Raw genomic sequence first — 25,955 nt, 5'->3', positions numbered from 1 at the left:
AATGGAAAACCTGATAATTGCAATAGACCAAAGCACCTCGGCTACCAAAGCCATGCTATTCAATGAGAGGTGTGAAATGCTGAGGCGCGTCAATGTCACCCATGAACAATATTATCCCAAATCCGGATGGGTGGAGCATGATGCTGAAGAAATTTATCGGAATGTACAGAAAAGTATAGCCGAACTGATAAAGGAGGAAGTGGCAGACAATATGTATTCGTTGGCCATCACCAATCAACGTGAAACAGTGGTTGTATGGAATAAGCATACGGGCAAACCGATATGCAATGCTGTGGTATGGCAATGCATGCGTGGTGCTGATATCTGTAATGAGTTGAAAGCCAGTGGGTACAGCGAAATAGTACAGGCGAAAAGCGGTTTGCTATTGGATCCTTATTTCTCAGCCAGTGGTGTGAAGTGGATACTTGACAATGTGGAAGGAGCCCGTCAGGCTGCTGATAACGGTGACTTATTGATGGGAACCATTGATACGTGGCTGATTTGGAAATTGACTGATGGTAAACGCCATGTGACAGATTATACCAATGCTTCCAGGACTCTTTTGTTTAATATTCATACGATGCAATGGGACAGTGACCTGCTGGAGCTATTTACCATCCCCGAAACTATGATACCTGAATTACTGCCATGTGATGCTGTTTTTGGAGAAACTACGGTGGGAGGATTATTTAAGAATCCTATTGTCATAGCCGGTGTATTGGGGGATTCACACGGTGCACTGGCCGGTCAGATGTGCTTTGAAGAAGGGCTGGGCAAGGTCACTTATGGAACCGGCTCATCAGTGATGGTGAATATTGGTGAAAAAGCTGCCGTTGCTCCCCGTGGATTGGTCACTTCCATCGGTTTTGCCGCACTTGGAAAAATATTCTATGCTTTTGAAGGCAATATCCATTGTACTGGTGCTACCATCAAGTGGCTAGAACAGAGATTGCAGATGATTAGTTCGCCAGACGAAGCGGAAGAGTTGGCGGCTACAGTAAAAGACAATGGAGGTGTGTATGTCGTACCGGCTTTTGCCGGGTTGGGAGCTCCTTGGTGGCAAGGGGATGTAAAGGCTGCCATTTTAGGGATGACCTTAGGTACCGGGAAACCGCATGTTCTCAGGGCAGCACTTGAATCCATAGCCTATCAAGTGAATGATTTGGTCAGAGCGATGACCAGTCAGGCAGGTATAAAGCTGAAAGAAGTCAGAGCCGATGGAGGACCTACAAAAAATAAATTCCTGATGCAGTTCCAGGCCGACTGCTTACGTGTACCGATCAATTGTTCGGATGTTGAAGAAGCTTCGGCCTTGGGAGCCGTTGTAATGAACGGAATGGCTCGCAAGATATGGACGAGCTTTGAGCAGGTGTCCGTATTACGCCGGAGCCGCTACCGCATAGAGCCGCAAAGTAACCTATCACAGGTAGAAAAATGGTGTGAAGGCTGGTTGAAAGCGGTAAACCAATTAATCAGATAAATATTTTCAAAGTATAATTTAAATACCCACTATCTACAATGAAAAACAAGGAAAGAATGTGTTTCGGTATAATTATCGGCACTCGTGCTTATTTTAATTCAGAATTGGCTAAAGATGTTCGCAAACAATTGTTGAAAACACTTGCCGACGAAGGCTATGATTATGTGATCTTACCTGAAGACGCTACTCCTACCGGCAGTAGCAGTATTGAAACCCGCGAAGACGGATTGAAGTGTGCGGAACTGTTCCGACAGAATCGTGACCGCATTGACGGTATCATAGTTTCCCTGCCCAACTTTGGCTTTGAGATTGGAATCATCAATGCTATCAGCGTGGCCGATTTGAATGTCCCCGTTTTGGTACAGGCTTGTGACGACGAGAACGACAAGGTGGATCTGGACAGCCGCCGTGATGCTTTTTGCGGTAAGATTTCTGTTTGTAACAATCTGTATCAATATGGCATACCTTTTACAGATACCACGCTACACACCTATTCTATATACTCCGAATTACTGGCCAAGGATATCAATAAGTTTGCTGGTATCTGTCGTGTAGTCAATGGCTTGCGCCATGCACGTATCGGTGCTATCGGTGCTCGTCCGGCTGGTTTCCAGACTGTACGTGCAAGTGAGAAACTGTTACAGAAGAGTGGCATTACAGTCGTTCCGGTCGACCTTTCTGAAATACTCGGTGCTGCCCGTAAGATTGAGGATACGGATGCGGAGTTGCTGAAGAAGCTTGAAGAAATTAAGTGCTATGCGGCAGTTCCCAAGGAATATAGTGACAAGCTGGTGCTTCAGGCAAAATTCGGTGTGGCTGTAGAACGTTGGATCGAAGCCAATCAGATTGATGCTGTTGCTGTTCAGTGTTGGGACTCTTTGGAACAAAATTATGGTTGTGCAGCATGTGTGACAATGAGTATGCTGGGTGAAAAATTACTTCCTGCCGCTTGTGAGGTAGATATTGCCGGCGCTGTGTCCATGTATGCTTTGACATTGGCAGCGCAAGGTCAATCGGCATTGCTTGACTGGAATAACAATTTTGCAGAAGACCGGAACAAATGTGTATGTACCCATTGCGGTAACTTCCCGAAATCGTTTGTCAGAAATGACTTGAAGCTTGGTACACTGGGCGTTTTGGGACGTACGCTGGGCAAGGTCAATACATTCGGTGCCGTATATGGTAAAGTGACCAAAGGTGATTTCACATTCTTCCGTATTTCCACAGATGATACAAAAGGCGCTATCAAGGCTTATTTGGGTACTGGTGAAATCACGGATGACCCGTATGGAATGGATGGATGCATAGCTGTCACCAAGGTGAATAACTTGCAGACTCTGATGAAGTATATTTGTAAAAATGGTTTTGAACATCATGTGGCTATGGTTCGCAATGATGTGAAGGAAATTCTGAACGAAGCCATCGAGGACTATTTGGGCTGGAATCTATATGTGCATGAATGAAAAGTAAACACACGGTAAACAACAGAAGATAAATTATGATACTTGTTGACAACTATATTTTGGCCATTCTGTGTTGTGTCTATTGCTGCCTCTGTTGGGGCTCTTGGGCGAATACGCAGAAGATGGTGACCTCGAAAAGCTGGAGTTTCGAGCTTTTCTATTGGGACTTGGCTTTCGGTTTGTTTTTCGCGGCTCTGTTGGGGGCTCTGACATTGGGAAGCTTGGGAAGTGAAGGCCGTACTTTCTTTGAGGACTTGGCGGCAATGGACTGGAACAGTATGAAGTATGCACTGTTGGGTGGTATTGTCTGGAATTTCGGTAATATCTTTCTGACGGCAGCCATCGCTGTGGCCGGTATGTCGATAGGGTTTCCCATTGGCGGAGGCTTAGCCTGGATAGGCGGTATAATTTTTAATTATCTGCTGATAACTTTGGCCGGTGAAGTATACCCCGGAAACCAGGCATTGCTTTGGATAGGGGTAGTTGTTATCATTGTAGCCATCTGCATTTGCGGGAAGGCTTATGGAAAGATGTCGGCGAGTCAGGCATCCACCCCTAAAAAAGGTATCTTATTGGCTATTGTGGCAGGATTGGCCATCATGTTTTTCTATGGATTGGTTGTAAAATCACTCGATCCCCAGTATGTTGCGGGTGGTACGGGAACACTGACTCCCTATACCGGCGTATTTTGCTTTGCCGCCGGTGTCCTTATCACTACTCCCATTTTCAATACGTTTGCCATGAGTCATCCGGCTCAAGGAAACAAGGTCACAATGAAGGACTATCTGAAAGGTGATACCCGTACACACCTGATCGGTATGTTGGGCGGCTTTATCTGGATGAGCGGTATGGTGGTCAGCTTTATGGGAGCCGGATCAGCCAATCCGGCCATAGCTTATGCGCTGAGCAATGCCGCACCGGTGGTAGCCATGATTTGGGGATTCTTTGTATGGAAAGAGTTCAAAGGAGCTCCCAAAGGAACTGTACCTATGATTGCGACTATGTTTGTACTCTTTGTTGTGGGGCTGGTACTGATTACGCTTTCAAACTGATATTTTAATTCATTGTTAACCCAAAATAATAATAAATGAAAACGATTGTAAGACAAATTAAACAGAAAAGGTTAATGGTCTTGGTGCTGTTCCTTTTGGTAGGTATGACATCTGTTTTTGCACAGAAACATGTAAGTGTATCTGGCAGAATCACCGATGAACTTAATGAACCGATGATTGGTGTAAGTGTATTGGAAAAAGGTACGACAAATGGTGTCATAACTGATTTGGATGGTAATTATACCTTGTCGGTGAATGAGGGCGCCACTATCGTCTTTTCGTATATAGGTTATGTGACCCAGGAAAAGAAAGCCGCTGCGGGTACTATGAATATAGTACTGAAAGAAGATAACAAGACCTTGGATGAAGTGGTTGTAGTGGGATATGGTGTACAGAAGAAAAGCTCCGTAACGGGGGCCATCTCTTCCGTAAAGGCTGAAGATTTTGAAAATCGTACCATTACCAATGCCGAGCAGGCCTTGCAGGGTAAGACAGCCGGTGTGCAAATTATTTCTGCATCTGCGGCTCCTGGTTCGAATCCCGCCATTCGTATCCGTGGATATAGCAGTAATGCCAGCTCAGATCCTTTGTATGTAGTCGATGGTCTGCGTACGAAAGACATCAGCAACCTCGATCCGAACGATATTGAGAGTATGGAAGTATTGAAGGATGCTGCCTCTGCTGCTATCTATGGCGCCCAGGCCGGTAACGGTGTTGTCTTGATTACCACCCGGAAGGCAAAAAAGGGAGTCCGCCGTATTTCTTATGATTTCCAGTTGTCCTCCCAGTCTTTGGGTCGTACTCCTGATATTCTGAATGCTCAGGAATACGTCAATTATATGACTGAAGGCAATCTTATTCCCAGAGAAACAATAGATAGGTATTGGGATGGAAAGACAAATACTGATTGGGTGAAAGAAACGTTTGAATCATCCATGATGCAACGTCACAATGTCAATTTCCAAGGGGCCAATGATAATGGTTCACTGTTTGCATCGCTTTCTTATTTAAGCAACAATGGTCCCATTGTAGGCAATAAGGACGTTTTTGACCGTATTACCGGCACTGTCAATGCAGATTATAAAGTAAAGGATTGGTTGAAGTTCACGACAAACAATTCATTTTCCCGTTATCATGTACAGTCTGTAAGCGAAGGCTCAGCAACCGGTTCTTTGATGCTGTCTGCCATTCAGCTTGACCCTCTTACTCCAGTTACCTATACACCGGATAAACTGCCCGACACTATGATTAATTATATGAACCAAGGGCATACCTTGCTTCAGAATGCCAATGGTGATTATTATTCTATTTCCCCTTATGGTGACTCCAATAATATCAATCCGTATATTATGCGTGACCGTGGTACAACGAAAAGAGATGGTTTTGTGTTCAGCGGCTCCACTTATCTGGATTTTACTCCGATTAAAGAGCTGGTCATCACTTCACGTTTGGGATACCGTTATACTTACAGCAATTCCTACGGCTATGTTATGCCTAACATTACCTGCTCTGACCTTTATCAGGACTATGTATCGGTAAGTGCGACAAGCTCCAACACCACGTACTGGCAATGGGAAAACTTTGCCAACTATACCAAGACATTTGCAGATAAGCACAATGTAAACGTGATGCTTGGTATGTCCTATTCTTCCAATACTTCCTTTGGAGTGACGGGAGGAATCAATGGTAGCCGTTCCGGCGACAAGGTTGATTTGGGTATTACCAAGTTGGATCCCAATTATGCCTATTTTGCTTTTCGGACCGGTACTGCCACCCGTACGGTAAGTGGTGGAGAGAAACGGAGGTATGCCAATCTTTCTTACTTTGGCCGGGCATCTTATGACTATGCAGGCAAGTATTTTGCCCAATTCACCCTTCGTGCGGATGCAGCCGACTTGTCTATCCTTCCTTTGCAGAAACGTTGGGGCTATTTCCCGGCTGTGTCTGTCGGCTGGGTACTTTCCAACGAGAAATTTATGGAAAACCTCAAGTCAATCTCTCATTTGAAGTTGCGTGCAAGCTGGGGACAGAATGGTAGTATCGCCGGTTTGGCAGACTATATGTATGATGCTACGATTTTGTCTGGAATCAATTATCCAATGTCCGGTGATGTGTCTTATGAAACAGGTTCGTTGCCATCTGCAACCGGTAACTATGATTTGAAGTGGGAAACTTCCGAACAGATAGACTTGGGTATTGACCTCCGGATGCTGAATGACCGTTTGAGCTTCGGATTTGACTATTATGAGAAGAAAACCAAAGACTTGATTGTAACCGGTATTACTCCTTCTTTGATTGTGGGTAACACTACTTCACCTATGAATGCGGGAAATGTCAAGAACAGCGGATTTGAGTTTGAACTCTCATGGCGTGATCATATCAAAGATTTCAGTTATAGTGTAAAAGCTAACATCGCTACTTTGAAGAATAAAGTAACTTATCTTCATGAAACATTGGAGCGTATTGCCAGTACAACAAGTGCAGGTATCGGCACTATGAATTATTTTGAAGAAGGACATCCCATTTGGTACATGCGCGGTTATGAGTGCACGGGTATTGATCCGCAAACGGGTGACCCAATATTCAAAGACAAGAATGATGATGACATTATTGGAGATGCCGACCAGACAGAAATCGGTTCTGCCATTCCCGACTTTACTTATGGTATTACTTTGACAGCTGCCTGGAAAGGCCTTGACCTGACAATCTTTGGTTCCGGTTCTCATGGCAATGATGTGTTTGCCGGCTATAACCGTACTTCCCGTATGAAAGCGAATACCTTGAAGGAATTCTATGACGGACGGTGGACTGCTGTGGGAGACAATGCAAAATATGCCCGTTCCAATCCCAGCAATTATGATAAGTATTTAAAGAGCTCCAAATTTGTATTCGACGGTTCATATTTTAAAATCAAGCAGATACAGTTGGGCTATAACCTGCCTAAGAATTTGTTGAAGCAGGTGGGTTTGAGTAACCTTCGTTTGTATTGTTCTTTAGACGACTTCTTCACATTTACCAAATATCCCGGATTTGATCCTGAATTTACGAGTACAGGCAATGCGATGGGTTTGGATATGGGCTCTTATCCGTCCAGCAAGAAAGTCGTGCTCGGTCTTAACGTAGTATTTTAATCTTTAATTCAATACGAAATATGAAAGCAAAATATATTTTATCAAGTCTGTTACTTGCCGGCTGCACTTTCTTTTCCTCTTGTGAGGACAATCTGGATATTTCGCAGCATGGGGTAAGCACTTTCGAAAATTTCTATAAAACGGATGCCGATGCGGAAGAAGCCATTATAGCCTGCTATAGCAATTGGAAGGACACCTATGCGCCTGCGTTCTGGCTGAAGAATCTTCTTTCTGACGATTGCTATTCGGCAGGGGAAAGCTGGACGGCTGCCAGTGCACAGTTGCTGTCGACTTATACGTTCGACTCTGATTTTTCCCATATTAAAACGTTGTATACGAATCTTTATAAAGTGATTTATGCCGCCAACATTGTTTTGCAGTATGTAGGCGATGATTCTGAGGTTAAGCTTCGTGCACGTGCAGAGGCAAAGGTTTTCCGTGCGATGTCCTACATCGAATTGATCAGTCTTTGGGGAACTCCGCCGTTGGTGGACCATCCGTTGAAAGCAAACGAATATTCCCAGGCAAATGGTAATACAGAGGCGCTTTGGGCATTGGTGAACCAAGATTTGACCGAAGCTGTCAACAGTGGCAATTTGGAGGAAAAGACAAGCTTGGACAACTTTACCTATCGTATCACCAAACAATTTGCACAAGCCTTGTTGGGCAAGGCATACGTATTCCAGAAGAATTATGGTGCTGCTGTTACAGTTTTGGATGAGGTAATCAATAGCGGGAAGTACGACCTTTACAGTGATTATGAGAATATCCAGACTACCAAAGGCGAGGCGAATTGTGAAAGTCTGTTTGAAAGTAATTATGTTTACGACGCCAACAATGTTACCGGCATTATGAGTAACATGATTTGGGTATATGTGCATTGGCGTGGAGACATGCTTGCATTCAATGAGCCTACTCAAATCTATTCTCATGGCGGCTGGGGATTTTTTAATCCGACGAAGGAAAGCTACGATGCGTTTGTCGAAATGGGAGATACTTATCGCTTGAATGCCTCTATCAAGACATACCGGCAAATGGAGGATATGGGTATCTCATTGAGCAATGCCATAGCTTATATGCCGGACAATGCCGGTTACTTCAGCTGGAAATACCGTGTTTATGAAGCAGATGTCATCAACTATTGGTGGTTGCGTTGTCCTAACAATACCCGTGCCATGCGTTATGCCGAGGTTCTGCTGCTTGCTGCTGAAGCGAGTCTTCAGTCCGGAAATGCAAGTAAGGCTGCCGGATATGTGAATAAAGTGCGTGACCGTGCCCAGTTGCCTGCATTGGGCAGCGTCTCTATGGATGATATCAAGAAAGAGAAGCGTCTGGAGCTTTGGATGGAAGGCTGCCGTTACCAGGATTTGATTCGGTGGGGTGATGCTGCTACGGTACTTGCCAAGAGAGGGCAGGAAAGACCGGCTCTTTACAAAGACGGCCGTGTAAGTTGGGATGAACAGAAAAATGCTTCTGCCGGCTTCAAGAGCGGTAAGCATGAACTGCTTCCGTTCCCTGCTACTGAAATGAATGTCAATAAGAATATGACCCAGAACCCGGGTTGGTAATTAATCAATAAAACTTAGTTTATGAATAAATTAAAATGCTTATTCCTATCAGGCCTTATGGCTGTGATGCCGGTTTGCATGAGCGGACAGCAGACGCCCGGTGAAAAATCGTCAAAACCGCGTGTCATCATTACTTGTGACCCGGAACTTGATGACCTGAACTCTTTGATACGTTTCCTGCTTTTCAGTACGGATTTCCGTGTGGAAGGCTTGATTTATGCCAGCAGCCAGTTCCATTGGAAAGGTGACGGGCACGGCACGAAGTGGTATGTGCCTGGACGTGAATATTCCCGTAATGGCATAGACTACGGACCTATGGAAAGCTGGCGTTGGGATCCGGATGAACGTTTCATTGACGATGCCGTGGAAGCTTACGAGAAAGTATATCCCAATCTGAAAGTGCACGACCCGTCTTATCCGACTCCCGAATACCTGAAGTCTAAAGTGCGTATCGGTAATATCGAGTTCGACGGTGATATTTCCAAGGACACTCCGGGGTCGGAGCTGATTAAAGCTGTATTGCTCGATGATTGTACGGATCCGGTATTCATCAATGCTTGGGGAGGTGGCAGCACCATCGCCCGTGCCTTGAAGTCCATTCAGGATATTTATGAGCATACCGATGCCTGGAAAGGCATCCGTGAGAAGATAATAGGAAAAGTGGTCCTTTCCCTTTCGGGTGATCAGGATGATACGTATGCACGGTATATCCGACCTTTCTGGCCGGAACTCAGACAAATGGAGATGGGGGGGATGACAGTCGGCCTGGCTTATAATGCACAGTTAAGAGCCTCCAAGGAAAATCAGGTTTTCTACTCTCCGGAATGGATGCAGGAGAACATCCGCAGTAAAGGTCCTTTCGGTGAAATGTATCGGGTCTGGGGAGACGGTAAGCAGATGGTGAAAGGTGATAAGTTCGATTTCTTCGGTTTGTCGGGTTATACGGTTGATGAATTGAAAAAGCAAGGCTATGTGGTTTGGACCGGAATCCAGCCGAAAGGCTCCTATCTGGCTGAAGGCGATACTTACTGTTTCCTGAATTTGATAGGTAACGGCCTGCGTGGTCACGAAGACCCCACTTATGGGGGATGGTGCGGTGGAAGAACCGTCCTTCCCGATTCGGTGAAGAATCTTCCGCGCATGGAGCAGATGAAGTATAGAGCCGAGCACTATCCTTTGCCCGACTTCACAGCTCCGGTAATGAATGGATTGGCTGCCCGCTTTAAATGGTCGGTCACTCCAAACTATGCCGACGCAAATCATGAGCCGGTGATAAAAGGGGCGCTTGCCATGAGTGCCAAGCCGGGTGAGAAGCTGAAACTTAAATACACTGTAACCGATCCGGATAAGGATGCCCTTACCATTAAATGGTGGCAGTATGTGTCAGCCGGTACATATCGGGGCAAAGTAACGGTAGATGACCCTGCTTCTGCAAATACAGCTTTTACTGTTCCGGCTGATGCCAACCCCGGTGATACCATCCACTTGATTTTGGAAGCTACGGATAACGGTACGCCACAGATGAACCGCTATCACCGCCTGATTATTACAGTGGCAGAATGAACTTGAATCAATGAACTTTAATTTGAAGAACTGAAATGAAAAAGATTATATTGGCTGCATTTATGGCAGCTTGTGGACTGCAAATGTCTGCCCAGCAGAACTTGTTTGTTGCGCAAGACCTCGAGTCTGCAATCGTGAATAAAGACAACACAGTGACTTTTAACTTCAAGGCTCCCGATGCCAAGAAGGTACAGATTGCAGGTGACTTTGCCGAAAGGGCGGAGGGACAACACATTGGCGGTATGGTGGGCGCAGGCCTGATAGACATGACGAAGAATGCCGAAGGAATCTGGACCTATACCACCAAACCGCTGGACTCGGAACTCTACAGTTATGAATTCATGGTAGACGGCGTACCGACCATAGACCCCAACAATGTTTATGTCTATCGTGACTTTGCCACAACAAGCAATGTATTCATCGTAGGGAATGGCAAGGCTGATTTATATAAGGTCAATAAAGTGCCTCATGGAACATTGGCCCACCGTTGGTATCACTCTGATGGCATGAAAATGGATCGCCGTATCAACATCTACACACCGGCGGGTTATGAACAGTCCGGTAACAGAAAATATCCTGTGCTCTACTTGTTGCATGGCATGGGCGGTGATGAAGACGAATGGACTACTTTCGGACGTGCGGCACAGATTCTCGATAATCTGATAGCACAAGGCAAGGCTGAACCGATGATTGTCGTGATGCCCAATGGACATGCCGCCATGGAAGCTGCACCGGGTGAAAGCAGCCTGGGTTACTATAAGCCCTACCACATGAAGAACGGAACCATGGACGGTGCATTTGAAACCTATTTCCCCGAGATTGTGAAGTTCGTAGAAAGTAATTACCGTGTGCAGGCAGACAAGGCACACCGTGCCATTGCAGGCCTTTCAATGGGTGGCTTTCATTCTGCCAATATTTCTTTGAACTATCCCGATATGTTCGATTATGTAGGTTTGTTCTCTGCCGCTCTTAATGTCCAGAGTGCAGGCCAGCGGAATAGCCCGGTTTATCAGGATATGGACAAGAAGCTGGCTGTCCAGTTTGAAAAAGCTCCTAAACTCTACTGGCTGGGTATCGGCAAAGACGATTTCCTGTATAAGAACAATGCCGCCTATCGCGCCGATTTGGATAAGAAGGGATATAAGTATGAGTTTATGGAAACTCCCGGTGGGCATGTATGGACTTGCTGGCGTATTTATCTCTCTGTATTTGCTCCCAAGTTGTTCAAATAAATCATAACACACCATGAAGAAACAACTATTCAGTCTGCTGTTGGTCGCAAGCGTTTTGAGCGCTTGTGGACCGGCGGCTCCCCAACTGGGTAAAGATTCCGTTGAGGATGTTATTGGTGCCATGACTTTGGAAGAAAAGGCACATTTGGTTATCGGTACCGGAATGGTGGGTACTTCGGGTGACAGTACGGTGATTGGCACTACAAAGAAGTTGGTTCCCGGTGCAGCAGGTACTACTTATCCGATACCCCGTTTGGGAATTCCTGCCATTGTGTTGGCTGATGGACCTGCAGGTTTACGTATAGATCCTATCCGCGAAGGGGATTCTGCTACTTATTATTGTACACATTTTCCTATCGGTACGTTACTTGCTTCTACTTGGAATCAGGATTTGGTAGAGGAAGTTGGAAAATCAATTGGTAATGAAGTGTTGGAATATGGTGCGGATGTTTTACTGGCTCCTGCTTTGAATATCCATCGGAATCCTTTGTGCGGGCGTAATTTTGAATATTATTCCGAAGACCCGTTAGTGTCTGGCAAGATAGCTGCTGCATATGTTAGAGGGATACAGAGCAACGGAGTGGGAACTTCCATCAAACATTTTGCTGTTAACAACCAGGAAACCAATCGGAATGCTAATGATGCTCGTATCACTCCTCGTGCCTTACGGGAAATCTATTTGAAGGGGTTCGAAATTGCAGTGAAGGAATCGGCACCATGGACAGTAATGTCCTCCTACAATCATATTAATGGCACCTATGCTTCTGAGAATACAGACTTGCTGTCCACTTTATTGCGTGATGAGTGGAATTTCGAGGGTATGGTGGTAACTGACTGGTTTGGAGGAAAGGATGCCGTGGCTCAGATGATAGCAGGTAATGATATGCTCCAACCGGGAAGGGCTAACCAGTATGATATGATTATCGAAGGGGTGAAATCCGGAAAATTGGATGAATCCATACTGAATCGTAATGTGAAGCGTGTTCTTGAACTTATTCTCCAAACTCCTCATTTTAAAGAATACAAATATTCCAATAAACCTGATTTGAAGGCGCACGCAGCAGTTACCCGCCAGTCAGCGACTGAAGGAATGGTTTTGTTGAAGAATAATAACGAAACCTTGCCATTTGAAAGGAAGGTCAGAAATATAGCTCTTTTCGGGTGTACTTCCTATGATTTCATAGCAGGAGGTACCGGCTCAGGTAATGTGAATCGTGCCTATACAGTCTCATTATTGGATGGTTTGAAGAATGCTGGATACCAGATAGATGAAGCATTGAAGGCCGATTATGAACAGTATATTGAGGCCGAGAATAAGAAAAATACTCCTGACTCGTCTCAGCCTTTCTCCAGATTTATGCCGGTACCTCGCCCGACAGAACTTATCCCTACTACAAAGGTGTTGTCAGAACAAGTTGCTAAAGCGGATGTTGCATTGGTTACGCTGGGACGTACTTCCGGTGAATTTGTAGACCGTAATGTCAGTGATTTTGAACTGAGTGAGGAAGAATTGCAACTGCTGAAGTCCGTCAGCCAAGCTTTCCATGCTGCTGGGAAGAAAGTGGTGGTGGTATTGAATATCGGAGGTGTAATCGAAACAGCTTCTTGGAAAAAACTACCGGATGCTATTTTGCTGGCTTGGCAGGCAGGACAGGAGGGTGGAAATAGTGTGACGGATGTGTTGAGCGGTAAGGTATCTCCATCGGGTAAGTTGACAATGACTTTCCCGAACAAGTTGATGGACGTTGCTTCTTCGACCAATTTTCCTATGGATGCTAGGGCTAATACAGATGTGAGGAATAAGGAGGACAAAAGCTCTTCAGTGAAGAATGTAGACTATACGGATTATGAAGAAGATATTTTTGTCGGTTATCGCTATTTCGATAGTTTCGGAAAGCAAGTGTCTTATCCTTTCGGCTATGGTCTTTCGTATACAACATTCGAGTATGTCAATCCGTCTGTCAAAGTTGATAATGGTATATATTCTGTTTCTATTGATGTGAAGAATGTTGGTAAGTTTGCAGGGAAAGAGGTTGTTCAGCTTTATGTCTCCGCTCCCAATAGGTTTCAGATGAACAAACCGGAAAAAGAACTTAAAGCTTTTACCAAAACTAAGGAATTGAGGCCAGGTGAGACTGTTACTGCCACTTTGAAACTGAACACTACGGATTTGGCTTCTTATGATGAAGCTTCTTCTTCATGGGTAGTGGATGCTGGAAATTATAAGTTTTTGATTGGAACCTCTTCCAAGGATATTAAGGCTGTACTTGATGTTGATGTGGTATCAGTTGTGGAAAAAACAAATAACATATTGAAACCACAAGAGACTGTTAATACGATAAAACGCTGAAGGTGAGTATAATATTATTCTTGGTTGTGATTAGGTTGATTTGTAGTGCTTAGGTAAATTAATTGTAATTGGGTAAAATTGGGAAAGAAGCTGCCTCGGAGTTATGAGGTAGCTTCTTCTTTTATTTGGTAATAAGATAAATTAATACCCTTCGTGTCCTACTTACGATATAAATCCCTATCTTTGTGGCGCTTTTTAGCTGAAAATAAGATTCAAATTAATTTAGATACAACAGAAAATGGCACAAGAAGACGTTTTTAAGAAACTCGTATCACACTGTAAGGAATATGGTTTTGTGTTCCCTTCCAGCGAGATTTATGATGGACTGGGAGCTGTGTATGACTATGGTCAGATGGGTGTGGAACTGAAAAATAACATCAAGCAATACTGGTGGCAGAGTATGGTGCTGCTGCACGAAAATATTGTCGGTATCGACTCAGCAATCTTTATGCACCCCACCATCTGGAAAGCCAGCGGACACGTAGATGCTTTCAATGACCCTTTGATTGACAACCGCGATTCCAAGAAACGTTATCGTGCCGATGTGTTGATAGAGGACCAGCTTGCTAAGTACGATGACAAGATAAACAAAGAAGTGGCCAAAGCTGCCAAGCGTTTTGGTGAGGCTTTCGATGAGGCTCAGTTCCGCAGTACCAACGGTCGTGTGCTGGAACACCAGGCCAAACGTGATGCCTTGCATGAACGTTTTTCCAAGGCTTTGAACGATAATAATCTGGACGAACTCCGTCAGATTATCCTTGACGAAGAAATCGTTTGCCCTATCAGTGGCACAAAGAACTGGACAGAGGTACGCCAGTTCAATCTGATGTTCTCAACTGAAATGGGCTCTACCGCCGATGGTGCCATGAAGATATACCTTCGCCCGGAAACGGCACAAGGTATCTTCGTAAATTACCTTAATGTACAGAAAACCGGTCGCATGAAGATTCCTTTCGGTATCGCCCAGATTGGTAAGGCTTTCCGTAACGAAATTGTAGCCCGCCAGTTCATCTTCCGTATGCGCGAGTTCGAGCAGATGGAAATGCAGTTCTTTGTGAAGCCGGGTACAGAGCTTGACTGGTTCAAGAGTTGGAAGGCTACTCGCCTGAAATGGCACAAGGCGCTGGGCTTCGGTGATGACCATTACCGTTATCACGACCACGACAAACTGGCCCACTACGCTAATGCTGCTACAGACATTGAGTTCTTGATGCCTTTCGGTTTCAAGGAAGTAGAGGGTATTCACAGCCGTACAAATTTCGACTTGTCCCAGCATGAGAAGTTCTCCGGCAAGAACATCAAGTATTTCGATCCGGAAACCAACGAAAGCTATACCCCGTATGTCATCGAGACTAGTATCGGTGTAGACCGCATGTTCCTTAGCATCATGTCGGCTTCCTACTGTGAAGAGACGTTGGATAGCGGTGAATCCCGTGTTGTCTTGAAGTTGCCTGCTGCACTGGCACCGGTGAAACTGGCCGTAATGCCGTTGGTAAAGAAAGATGGTCTGCCCGAAAAAGCGCGCGAAATCATTGACAATCTGAAGTTCCACTTCCATTGTCAGTATGATGAGAAAGATTCTATTGGTAAGCGTTACCGCCGCCAGGATGCCATTGGTACTCCGTACTGTGTCACCGTGGATCATCAGACTTTGGAAGATAACTGTGTGACACTGCGTAATCGTGACACCATGCAGCAAGAGCGCGTGGCTATCTCTGAACTGAATAATATTATTGCAGACCGTGTAAGCATCACATCGTTGCTGAAAACCTTGCAATAAAGCGGTTATGGAATAGACCGGTGCGTGAACAAACTGAAATAGTAAATAGTAAAATAGTAAAATAGTAAATGAAAAAGTCCCTTTTGTTTTTGCCTTTCTTGCTGTTGCTGGTGGGTGCTTTTATCTCTTGTGAAGAAGTGGAAGAGGCTGGAAAGTATGATAATTGGAGAGAACGCGGCGAGGCTTTTGTTGACTCGATAAAAAGGCTGACTGGCGAGAATTATGTCGCCACAGCAGAGCAGGCCGATGCTATGGAACTCGGGAAACTGTATGCCATACAGACGACTGCAAGCACTTCTGAAGGTGCTCAGTATGTCTATTGCAAGAAGCTTGTGAAGAATGAGACGGGTGAACGCCCGTTGTATACGGGTTATCATTCAAAGGTGAATGCTTATTATTATGGGACTTATGTGAATGGCGAAGAATTCGACGGTTGCTTTGACGGTTATAGTGCTATTGACCGCGATATACCTATTCCTCCGGTAAAAGAACCTACGGTTTTTGATTCATTCGTGGATTTTGAAGTTTCGGGTGTCGTTGCCGGTTGGGCAGCTGCCTTGCAGCTTATGCGGATGGGTGAGCGGTGGATGTTGTATATCCCTTATCAAAGCGGATATGGTATAAATGATTATACTGCTCCTTATTCTACAAATACAATCCCCGGAGGCTCTCTGTTGACGTTTGACTTGCAACTGGTTAGCTTTGCCGAATGAGATAAAAGAGGGTGTGTGCCGAAACGCCCCGAATATAAGAATTCCCCCTGCTATAGATGTCTATGGCAGGGGGAATCTAGTTAATGGAGAGATGTCTTCTTTAGCCTGTTGGTAGTGTGGCAGACGTTCGGAGACTGGTTCGTTTTATATTTTCTTCTTAATGGCCTTTACCCAGATTTTGTATCCATCCTCATTCAAATGCAGTCCGTCGCCGGTCAACTCACTGCGTAGTACATTTGTTCCCTTCTCTGTAAATAGTGGAAAAAGATTGATATAGGCAATGCCTTCCTCTTTGGCAAACGCCTCCAGACGGGAGTTGATTTCAGGAACCATATCTGTCTTTCCAGTCAGTTTTTTGTATCGGCCGAAACTTTCATTGAAAGGGAGTAGGCTTTGTAGGTAGAGTTTTGTGTCGGGAGATTCTTTCCGGATGCGTTCCACCGTCATGCGAATCATGTCTACAATACTGTCTGGTGCCAAGTCATGGGAAATGTCATTGACTCCGATAAGCAGGAACAGCTTGGCGGGATGTCCGGGAAGTATCTGATGCAGGCGGTCATAGATACCCATCACTTCATCACCGATGATGCCGCGATTACGTACATTCTTCTTACCAAGACGGGCAGACCAGTCACCGCCACCTTCAGTCAGGCTATTGCCAAGCATGACGATGTCCTTGCTTGTAATGGCAGGCTCATCCATAAACTGTAGGAAACGTTTGTAGTAATGGTCTGTATAAATACGCGGAATGGGGTAGATGGAAGCCGCCACAGCGTTGGCAACCAATGAACGCAGGCGAACTACGCTGTGTCCGTCTTCCGGATGTACGGCGTTGATAAGGAGTATGACGGAAGTGTCATTGTCCGGATCGATAATGATGGAGGTACCCGTGTAGCCGGTATGCCCATAGGTATTAGGACCAAACAAATCTCCATTGTTGGAGGCATAGGCTGTAAAATTATCCCAACCGAGAGTGCGTCCCAGACTGGCGGTAGTGCGTGGCACAGTACGCATGGCTTTTACACCCAGCGGACTCAGGATGCGGCGTCCGTTCCATTCACCTCCGTTTTGCAGGGCTGCGCAGAGTATGGCAATATCATCAGCACAAGAGAATACTCCTGCATTACCGCTGATACCTCCGTTCATGACACGTGCCAGCGGGTCATGAACTTGTCCGCAGAGAACTTGTCCATTAGGTTGCTTTTCAGTGGGGGCAATGTTATTCAATTGAGAATTGCGAATTGAAAATTGAGAATTGGCTACGTTGTTTTCCTTGTGTCCTTGTTTTCTCGTTCCTTTGTCAACTATCGTAATCCAGTTACCATCCTTATCACGTTGGCAAGGCAGATAGTCGGTATGCTCCATGCCGAGTACATCAAATAGGTTTTCACGTGCAAAGTCACGCAGGCTCTGTCCGCTTATAGTCTCGATAATGTGCTGCAAAGTGATGAAGTTGAGGCAACTGTATTGAAAATCAGTCTGCGGCTTGAAGTCGCGTTTACAAGTAGCAATATATTCCATAAGCCCATCAGGATTGGGAGAACCGTACTGCTTTTCTAGCTCGGCTACCGGTGCATAGGGAGGAAGACCGGAAGTGTGTGTCATCAAATCGGCAATGCGGATTACCTTTTTCTCTTTGCCGTCTTCGCTTTCCCAATTCTTAAAATTGGGTATGTAGAGGCTGACGGGGTCCAGCATGCGGAGCTTGCCGTGTTCTGCCAGTATCATTGTACATACGGCAGTCGACATGGATTTGCTGCATGATGCCATATCAAAGATGGTATTGGTAGTCATTGGCTCTACACTGGGGTAGATGCGCTTGTTACCATAGGCTTTCAAGTATGCCATTTTCCCATTGCGCACTACGGCAAGTACGGCACCGGGAATATCCTTGTTGGCGATAGCCGTTTCAATCGCTTCATCGGCATACATCAGTTTGCGGGAGTCCATTCCCACTTGTTCAGGAGCTACACGCTGCAAAGGCTGCGCAGTGGCAACTTGCAGACAAAGAGAAAAGAGAAAAAAACAGATTGCTTTCATAATAAAAAGATTTGCCCCGCCCCCCCTATGAAAGGGGTTTTGACACACTCTTGAAAGGGGAAGGGGATAATTAATCGGGTTAATTGTTCTTGAAACTATTCTTCTTCCTCTTTAGTGGCACGAGGGGCTCTGTACGCATCCACTGCCTTCTTCACCGAGCCGTGCATCAACAGCAGTGCCTTGGCTTTGCCATAGTCCAGTCCGAGTTCCTCTACAATCATACGGGTACCACGGTCCACAAGCTTTTTGTTACTGAGTTGCATATTCACCATTTTGTTGCCTTTCACGCGTCCCAACTGTATCATGACGGAAGTGGTAATCATATTCAGTATCATTTTCTGTCCTGTTCCCGATTTCATGCGTGAGCTTCCCGTCACATATTCAGGTCCTACAATCATTTCGATGGCTACATCTGCCTCTGCTGCCATTGGAGAGTCCGGGTTGCTGGTGATACAGCCGGTCAGTATGCCGTGTTCGCGTGCCTCGTGCATGGCACCAATCACGTAGGGGGTGGTACCGGATGCAGCAATACCGATGACCGTATCCTTATCTGTAATATTGCGTTCCGTCAACTCTTCCCAACCGCGGTGAATGTCATCTTCGGCATTCTCTACCGGATTTCTCAATGCAGTGTCACCACCGGCAATCAAGCCGATAACCAGCGTGGGGGGCATACCGAAAGTCGGTGGAATTTCCGAAGCGTCGAGTACGCCCAGACGTCCACTGGTACCCGCACCCATGTAGAAGATGCGTCCGCCTTGTTTCATGCGGGGCACAATCTGGGTTACCAACTTTTCTATTTGAGGGATTGCCCTCTGTACGGCAAGCGCCACTTTCTGGTCTTCGGTATTGATGTCTTCCAGAATTTCACGGACTGATTTCTTTTCCAAGTCATTGTAGAGCGATGGTTGCTCTGAGATTTTTACGAACATAAGGCTATTTACTATTTGACGATTTACTATTTACGATTTGTCACTTTCAGTTGTGATATTTGATGAGTCCTTCCATGGGGCTCTTGATGATTGCACCCAGTTGGATACCCATTTCTTTGGCAGCTTCTGCCAGAACTTCCTTGTAATAGAAGGCTACGGAACCGATGAAATGTACTTTTTGATGCTGATAGTCTTCATATTGCATGACATTGCGTTTAAGGAATGCCTTAAAGCTGTTCAGTACCAGAGCGCGTACACAAGGTTCACCCAGATTCTGTGCAAGAAATGGTGACAAGCTTGCCAGGAAACGGTTGGGGAAAGGTTTACGGTAGACACGGTCGATGATATCAGCAGGTGTCAGGTCGAACTGTTTGAGGAATTTCTCTTTCAGCTCGGGTGTCATCTGATTTTTCAAGATATCGCCTACCAACAGTTTGCCCAAGCAGGCTCCGCTGCCTTCGTCTCCCAAGATGAATCCCAGAGGAGATACATTGGTGACAATGCTTTTTCCGTCATAATAACATGAGTTGGAGCCGGTCCCCATGATGCAGGCAATGCCTGAGTCATGTCCGCAGAGGCCACGTGCGGCAGCCAGCATATCGGTATTGACTTCCACTTCATTTTTCACACTGAGGTGTTTGGTTATGGCACGGTGCACCATACTTATCTTGTCGGGAAATCCGCATCCTGCACCATAAAAGTATACGGCATCCAGCTCACTTGTCTTCAGCTGAGGTAATAGCGCTGTTGCTATTTCATTACTGATTTCCTCTTCCGACTGAAAGAAAGGGTTCGTCCCTTTCGTGAATATCTGTTGGAGAAGTACTCCATTCTCTACAACACACCAATCGGTCTTTGTAGAGCCACTGTCTGCTATTAGAATCATATAAATAATGTTTAATGATTAGGGATTAGGGGTTAGTGATTAAGGATTAGTGATTAATGGTAGGTGATACTGTTTCTTAATTATAGGCAACGTATTAATCACTAATCCTTAATCACTAACCCCTAATCCTTATATTTTGATATATATTTTTCGTTTGTACAACTGGTAGCCGATACACCAGTTAATGGCGATAAACAGCAGGGCAAAGGCAAGGGAACCGGCGGTTTCACCGAAAACGGGCATGAGGACTATATTGTATAAGAATCCGTGTATGCTGATGCTGCTGTTTCCCCACGGGAAACTGATACTACCGAAAAGTATGCTAAGTACGCCGCCCAATACATACATGAACAGCGGATTCACACCGAATGCCTCGAAAAACATGCTCCACTTCTTATAGCCTTTCACATCAATAATCCAGATAAGCAATGCCAGAAAACTGGATGCCAGTCCGCAAGTGACGAGTACGTAGGTAGGAGACCATATTTTCTTGTTGATGGGGCAGCCGTAGCTTAGCAGGAAACCGGAGAAAGTAAGGATAACACCTACCAGAAACAGTGTGATAAGCTGCGAATTGAGAAATGAGGCACGGTCTTCCGACTTGTTGCCATCCAGCATCAGCCGCCCTACACAGAAGCCCAGCAACACATGTGCAATGGCAGGAATGGTGCTTAACAAACCTTCGGGATCTATGCCGTTATCCTTGTACATGTGTGCAGGGGTCAGGATGGCACGGTCTACCACGGAAAGAATGTTTGTTTCATTATAGGCGAAACCGTTGCCGCACATCAACAGTATGAAGTAGCCTGTCAATAGGCCGGCTATCAGATAAGGTATATGTTTATGCTTCATGGTTAGTGCAATGATGGAGGCTGCTCCGTAGCAAAGGGCCAGCCGTTGCATGACACCCAGAATACGGATACGGTCGAATGTCCAGACGGAAGCCCATAGCTTCTCTCCGAAACTGAGGTCGTCCGGAGCGGAGGCCCAGTAATAGCAGAAACGCGAGAACCAGCCGATAGCCATGCCTATAAGGAAAATGACGATGGTGCGTTTCAGTATCTTCATGCCGGCGGCGTGGCTGAACTCGAAGTTGTATTTCTTCAGGGAAATGTATGTGGAAATTCCCATGATAAACATGAAGAAGGGAAAGACGAGGTCGGTGGGGGTCAGACCGTTCCACTCTGCATGCCGCAAGGGGGCATAGATATGTCCCCACGAACCGGGGTTGTTTACCATAATCATACCTGCGATGGTGACACCACGGAAAATGTCGAGTGCAAGGATGCGTTTACTTGCTTTTGTACTGTTCATTGTAATATTTGTGTGTTAAGTTAATTATCAATCCTAATTATCAGCTGCCTTTGTACATTCGTCTACCAGATAGGCAATGGATACATAGGGGATACCTGAGTTTGTTGTCAATCCGATTTCACAAGTACGGCTGTTAGAGTAGCCTATATTCACTCCGGACGCTTCTATTTGCGGGCGGAGTTTGCGTAGGGCGTACGAGTTCAGCTCAGGATAGGTGAATCCCCGGTCTCCGGCAAAACCGCAGCAACCTACTTCTTCCGGCACGATGACTTTATTGGAGCAAAGGCGTGCAAGGGCTATAATGGTATCTGCCAGTCCCATTTTCCGCATGGAGCAGGTGATGTGGATTGCTACGGGGCGGTTAATAGGTGTGAAAATCAGCTTCTCACGTAAGAATGTATAGATGAATTCTGCAGGTTCATACAGTTTCATCTTCTTGATACATTCGCGCATGCGGTGCAGACAAGGGCTTTGGTCACAGAGGACGGGGTATTTGCCTTGTTCGCTGGCTTCCCAAAGTGCGGCCTCCAGTTCGGCTGTCTTGCGATCGGCAATGTCCAGCATCCCTTTACTTTCCCAAATGGTGCCACAGCAAAGCTTGTCCATATCTTTCGGGAAGATGATTTCGTAACCGGCTTTTTGCAACAAGGACACCATTTTATTTACCAATGGCTGCTCTACGGGAGACTTCTTTGCCAGACCCATAGTCTGGTTGATGCAGCTGGGGAAGTAGACGACTTTGTAGTTACGAGTTACAGAGCTACGAGCTACAAGTGCTGCGCTATTATGCTGCATAGTGCTTGTAGCTTGTAACTCCGTAGCTTGTAACTGATAACTTTTCGGCATAGCCGGCGTCCATAGAGGTATGCCTAATGCATTGTGCAGCCCCTTGGTAATGCCGCTCATCGCCTTTGTCCCTAATAGTGAATGTCCGAAGTTGGCTAAGGACAATACGGGACGCAGTGCACTCTTGACACCAGCGAAATGATTGGCGACAAAGTCTCCGGCTTTGTATCCCAGACTGCCTTTGGGTAATGCTTCCTGGCGGATTATATGGGTAAGGTCGCCCGTATTGATACCCATCGGGCACGACATGGAGCAGAGGCCGTCTCCGGCACAAGTCTGGTTGCCGGGATAGCGGTATTGTTTTTCGAGCAGTGCAAGGCGTGTCGGGTCCTCGCTGCTTTGTTTCAGCCGGGATATTTCGCGCTGCAACACGATACGCTGGCGCGAGGAAAGGGTAAAGCCGCAGGAGAGACAGTTGACTTCGCAGAAACCGCACTCGATGCATTTGTCAGCTACGAGTGACGTAGCTTGTCTCTTGTCACTCATCACTAATAAAGGCAGCGGCTTGAAGTTCTTGATATGGCATTGCGGGTCATCATTGAAAATGACACCGGGGTTTAGCAATCCTTGTGGGTCAAACAGCTCTTTGACGGCTTTCATGGCTTTGTAGGCGTCATCTCCCCATTCATGGCAGACAAAGGGAGCCATATTCCGGCCCGTGCCATGCTCGGCTTTCAGGGAACCGTCATATTTATCTACTACCAAGGTCTTGATGTCATTCATCAAGTCTTCGTAGCGTTTCACTTCCGCTTGGGTACTGAAGGACTGGTTGATGATGAAGTGGTAGTTGCCTTCGAGAGCATGGCCGTAGATGCAGGCGTCATTATATCCGTGGCGGGCTATGAGCTGTTGCAGTTCTGCCGTTGCCTCCGGAAGGTCTTCAATGTGGAAGGCGATGTCTTCGATGAGACAAGTGGTTCCCGGCTGGCGCGTACCTCCCACAGAGGGGAAGATGCCGGAACGGATGGCCCAGTATTTGGAATATTCCTCCGGACGGTCGGTGAAGCGTACCGGAATATAGGTGGTGAAGGCTTGCAGGCAAGCTTCAATGGCAGATATGTTCTGTTGCAGTTCTTCCGGGGTACGGGCTTTGGTTTCGGTCAGCACTGCTGTCAACCCGGTTTCGTCGCCGGGCTCCACGCCGGGGAGGGCAGAGGAGGCAACTTCGCCTTTGTATTTTAGGAATACGGGGTCGTTGACGGAAGAAAGGCTCTTATAGTCTAGCATTTCAGCCCCTTTTACTGTCCATTCGCCGGTTTCGTCGACCAGCTTCTTCATGGCTACCACAGCGCGGCTCGCTTCTTTGATGGTCTTGAAGTAGAGCATAGCGCTGGCCTTGTAGGGATAATCATATTCAGTCTTCATCGTCACTTCCGAAAGGAACGCCAGTGTACCTTCGGAACCTACCATGAGGTGGGCAATGATTTCGAATGGGTCGTCGAAACGGACGAAGGGCAACAGATTGAGCCCGGTTACATTTTTGATGGAATATTTGTAACGGATGCGTTCGGCCAGTTTTTCGTTGGTACGTATTTCATCGCGCAGTTCGCAGATGCGGCGAATGAAGTCACGGTGACTCACTTCGAAGGAGGCGCGGCTGACGGGATTTCCGGTATCCAGCAGGGTACCATCCATCAGGATAATACGGGCGGAAACAAGCACCTTGTCGCTATTGGCGTGCGTACCGCAGTTCATGCCGGAAGCATTGTTCATGACAATACCGCCTACCATGGCGCTTTTCACCGAGGCGGGATCCGGTGCAAACTTACGGCCGTAGGGAGCTAACAGTTCGTTCACACGTTGTCCGATGATGCCCGGTTGGAGGGTTATCTGTTTGTAGTCGGTGGATATGCTGTATTTTTCCCAATTCTTACCGGCTACGATGAGGATGGAGTCACTAATGGCTTGGCCCGACAAACTGGTCCCTGCCGCTCGGAAGGTGACGGGCAGCCCGTGGCGGCTCGCCAGTTTCAACAGTTGTGAAACTTCATCTTCGTCTTTCGAACGGATTACAATCTGGGGAATCAGTCGGTAAAAACCGGCATCCGTACCCCAAGCCAGCCGGCGAAGTTCGTCGGTGTAAATCCTTTCCTGCGGAATGAATTGTTTTGCTTCCTGCAGGAAAGCCATGTAACTATGCTCTTTCATGTTCACTTTTTTTATTGCATCACTTCGCTTCAAAGTGCTCTGTAAACGTGTCTTACGAGGGGGTACATTCAGTCGTATACTGAATATATTTAAGTATACGACTGAATGTGGTTCTGTATACGACTGAAATAGTCTCCGTATCAGGCTCTTTTCCCTTCCTTATTTATCTGTAAATTTATTTATATAAATAATACTTTTTCGACAACTTACGGAAGTCTTCGGCATCTTTATACCAGTAGTCGCGTATGTCCTCCCAACGGTTCCGTTTCGAGAAGCGCTCGCGTATCTGCCGCGAACCGCTTACTTTGTCGAACATGTTGAAACGTCCCTTGTCGGCATGGTCAAACACGGCACGGTCAGGATAGAGGGCGGCGACTTCCTGCATGACCAGGAATTGCAGGTCGCTCAACGGTGCTTTGCCGAAATCCATGATGTGCACTTGCACACCTTGCAGCAACTCGCCTTTGCCTACACTATAGAACGGCTTTAGGTACATCGGTCTGAAGATGACCCCCGGTACGTTCAGACGGTTCAGGTTTCCGGCCAGCTTTTCCGCTTCCATCCATGGTGCGGCAAACATCTGGAACGGAATGGTATACCCCACGCCGATAGACATATATCCTAGTTCGCCCAGAATGCCGCTGACGGGGTAGAAGAATGCAGAATGAGGATGTGGAATGTGTGGAGAGGAGGGAACCCATTGCAGTCCGGTTTGGGTATAATCCATCTTGCGTTTCCAGCCTTTCATCTTCACTATGTGGAGATTACATTGTTCCCCATCCTTCAACATCTTCTCGCCATTGAGCATCAGTGCCAGCTCACCGCAAGTGAGGGCGTAAAGGTACGGAATTTTAAACTGGCTTACAAAAGAAATGCAATCATCTTCAACCAAGTTGCCTTCAATCTTCAATCCGCCTACGGGATTGGGCCGGTCCAGCACAATGAATTCCTTGCCGTTTTCGGCAGCGGCTTCCATGGCCAGTCCCATGGTGCTGATGTAGGTAAAGGAACGGCAACCGATGTCTTGGATATCATACACTAATACATCCACATCTTTCAGCATGTCCGGCGTGGCCTTGCGGGTCTTTCCGTAAAGCGAATAGACGGGCAGTCCGGTAGTCGCGTCTTTGATGTCCGTCACATGGTCGCCTGCGTGCACATCGCCGCGCACGCCGTGTTCGGGGCCGTAGAGTGCCACAAGGTTCACGTTGGGCGCCTCGTGCAGGATGTCAATGGTGGACCTCATCCGGTTGTCCACCCCCGTCGGGTTGGTAATCAATCCTACACGCTTACCTTCCAGGCATCGGAAATTCTGTTCTTTCAGTACCTCGATACCGGTCTTTATTCTGATCTTCTGTGCTTGCATCGCACCTCCGCAAAGGAGGCAGAGCAAGGATATAATAATAGTCCTCTTCATAACCAATCACTAAATATTACTCACAAAACATTAATCATTA

At 46.4% G+C, this 25,955-nt stretch carries 16 protein-coding genes; 10 read left to right on the top strand and 6 right to left on the bottom strand.

The genetic code is table 11. The annotated features are described in order from the left end of the window. Position 1 precedes the first annotated feature (1 nt). The 10 genes from DWZ03_RS00915 to DWZ03_RS00870 all read left to right on the top strand — a co-directional run bounded on the left by DWZ03_RS00915 (position 2) and on the right by DWZ03_RS00870 (position 16,332). On the top strand, positions 2 to 1,480 hold the full coding sequence (locus DWZ03_RS00915) for an FGGY-family carbohydrate kinase (protein ID WP_120128477.1): 1,479 nt from the start codon (positions 2 to 4) through the stop codon (positions 1,478 to 1,480). Between the two features lie 38 nt (positions 1,481 to 1,518). Beyond that, on the top strand, positions 1,519 to 2,943 hold the full coding sequence (locus DWZ03_RS00910) for an L-fucose/L-arabinose isomerase family protein (protein ID WP_005830248.1): 1,425 nt from the start codon (positions 1,519 to 1,521) through the stop codon (positions 2,941 to 2,943). A 35-nt stretch (positions 2,944 to 2,978) separates the two neighbouring features. Beyond that, positions 2,979 to 3,995 carry a GRP family sugar transporter gene (locus tag DWZ03_RS00905; protein WP_120128475.1) on the top strand — a complete coding sequence of 339 codons (1,017 nt, stop codon included), beginning with the start codon at positions 2,979 to 2,981 and terminating at the stop codon, positions 3,993 to 3,995. A 74-nt stretch (positions 3,996 to 4,069) separates the two neighbouring features. Beyond that, on the top strand, positions 4,070 to 7,126 hold the full coding sequence (locus tag DWZ03_RS00900) for a SusC/RagA family TonB-linked outer membrane protein (protein WP_005834663.1): 3,057 nt from the start codon (positions 4,070 to 4,072) through the stop codon (positions 7,124 to 7,126). A 20-nt stretch (positions 7,127 to 7,146) separates the two neighbouring features. Next, positions 7,147 to 8,694 (top strand): RagB/SusD family nutrient uptake outer membrane protein, encoded by a 1,548-nt coding sequence (locus DWZ03_RS00895; protein WP_005834665.1) that lies wholly within the window; start codon positions 7,147 to 7,149, stop codon positions 8,692 to 8,694. Positions 8,695 to 8,715: 21 nt separating this feature from the next. Continuing rightward, entirely contained in the window at positions 8,716 to 10,257 is a 1,542-nt protein-coding gene (locus DWZ03_RS00890; protein WP_005834667.1) for a DUF1593 domain-containing protein, read from the top strand. A 35-nt stretch (positions 10,258 to 10,292) separates the two neighbouring features. Beyond that, positions 10,293 to 11,489, top strand: a complete 1,197-nt coding sequence (locus DWZ03_RS00885; protein ID WP_044468058.1) for an esterase — start codon at positions 10,293 to 10,295, stop codon at positions 11,487 to 11,489. A gap of 13 nt (positions 11,490 to 11,502) precedes the next feature. Beyond that, positions 11,503 to 13,839, top strand: a complete 2,337-nt coding sequence (locus DWZ03_RS00880) for a beta-glucosidase (RefSeq protein ID WP_120128472.1) — start codon at positions 11,503 to 11,505, stop codon at positions 13,837 to 13,839. 238 nt (positions 13,840 to 14,077) lie between these two features. Next, complete coding sequence (locus DWZ03_RS00875) at positions 14,078 to 15,619, top strand: glycine--tRNA ligase (protein ID WP_005824984.1); 1,542 nt, start codon at positions 14,078 to 14,080, stop codon at positions 15,617 to 15,619. A 68-nt stretch (positions 15,620 to 15,687) separates the two neighbouring features. Further along, complete coding sequence (locus DWZ03_RS00870; protein WP_005824983.1) at positions 15,688 to 16,332, top strand: FKBP-type peptidyl-prolyl cis-trans isomerase; 645 nt, start codon at positions 15,688 to 15,690, stop codon at positions 16,330 to 16,332. 144 nt (positions 16,333 to 16,476) lie between these two features. Here the strand turns inward: DWZ03_RS00870 and DWZ03_RS00865 are convergent, their stop codons facing one another. From DWZ03_RS00865 to DWZ03_RS00840, 6 genes are all read right to left on the bottom strand, one after another. Beyond that, positions 16,477 to 18,372, bottom strand: coding sequence for a serine hydrolase (locus DWZ03_RS00865; RefSeq protein WP_120128470.1), 1,896 nt, complete (start codon positions 18,370 to 18,372; stop codon positions 16,477 to 16,479). Positions 18,373 to 18,467: 95 nt separating this feature from the next. Next, a complete protein-coding gene (gene murQ / locus DWZ03_RS00860; protein ID WP_117600240.1) occupies positions 18,468 to 19,304 on the bottom strand; it encodes an N-acetylmuramic acid 6-phosphate etherase in 837 nt (278 codons plus the stop codon). Between the two features lie 46 nt (positions 19,305 to 19,350). Beyond that, positions 19,351 to 20,190, bottom strand: a complete 840-nt coding sequence (locus tag DWZ03_RS00855; RefSeq protein ID WP_005824980.1) for a BadF/BadG/BcrA/BcrD ATPase family protein — start codon at positions 20,188 to 20,190, stop codon at positions 19,351 to 19,353. Between the two features lie 129 nt (positions 20,191 to 20,319). Further along, positions 20,320 to 21,504 (bottom strand): acyltransferase family protein, encoded by a 1,185-nt coding sequence (locus tag DWZ03_RS00850; protein WP_120128468.1) that lies wholly within the window; start codon positions 21,502 to 21,504, stop codon positions 20,320 to 20,322. A 33-nt stretch (positions 21,505 to 21,537) separates the two neighbouring features. Beyond that, entirely contained in the window at positions 21,538 to 24,498 is a 2,961-nt protein-coding gene (locus DWZ03_RS00845; RefSeq protein ID WP_120128466.1) for an FAD-binding and (Fe-S)-binding domain-containing protein, read from the bottom strand. A 175-nt stretch (positions 24,499 to 24,673) separates the two neighbouring features. Further along, positions 24,674 to 25,915 carry an exo-beta-N-acetylmuramidase NamZ domain-containing protein gene (locus DWZ03_RS00840; RefSeq protein WP_005834674.1) on the bottom strand — a complete coding sequence of 414 codons (1,242 nt, stop codon included), beginning with the start codon at positions 25,913 to 25,915 and terminating at the stop codon, positions 24,674 to 24,676. Between the last annotated feature and the right edge of the window lie 40 nt (positions 25,916 to 25,955).

It is taken from the genome of Bacteroides sp. AF29-11, assembly GCF_003602895.1.
Lineage (GTDB): Bacteria > Bacteroidota > Bacteroidia > Bacteroidales > Bacteroidaceae > Bacteroides > Bacteroides uniformis.
Note: the sequence above shows the minus strand (reverse complement) of the source record. Positions and strands in the feature narration are given on the sequence as shown.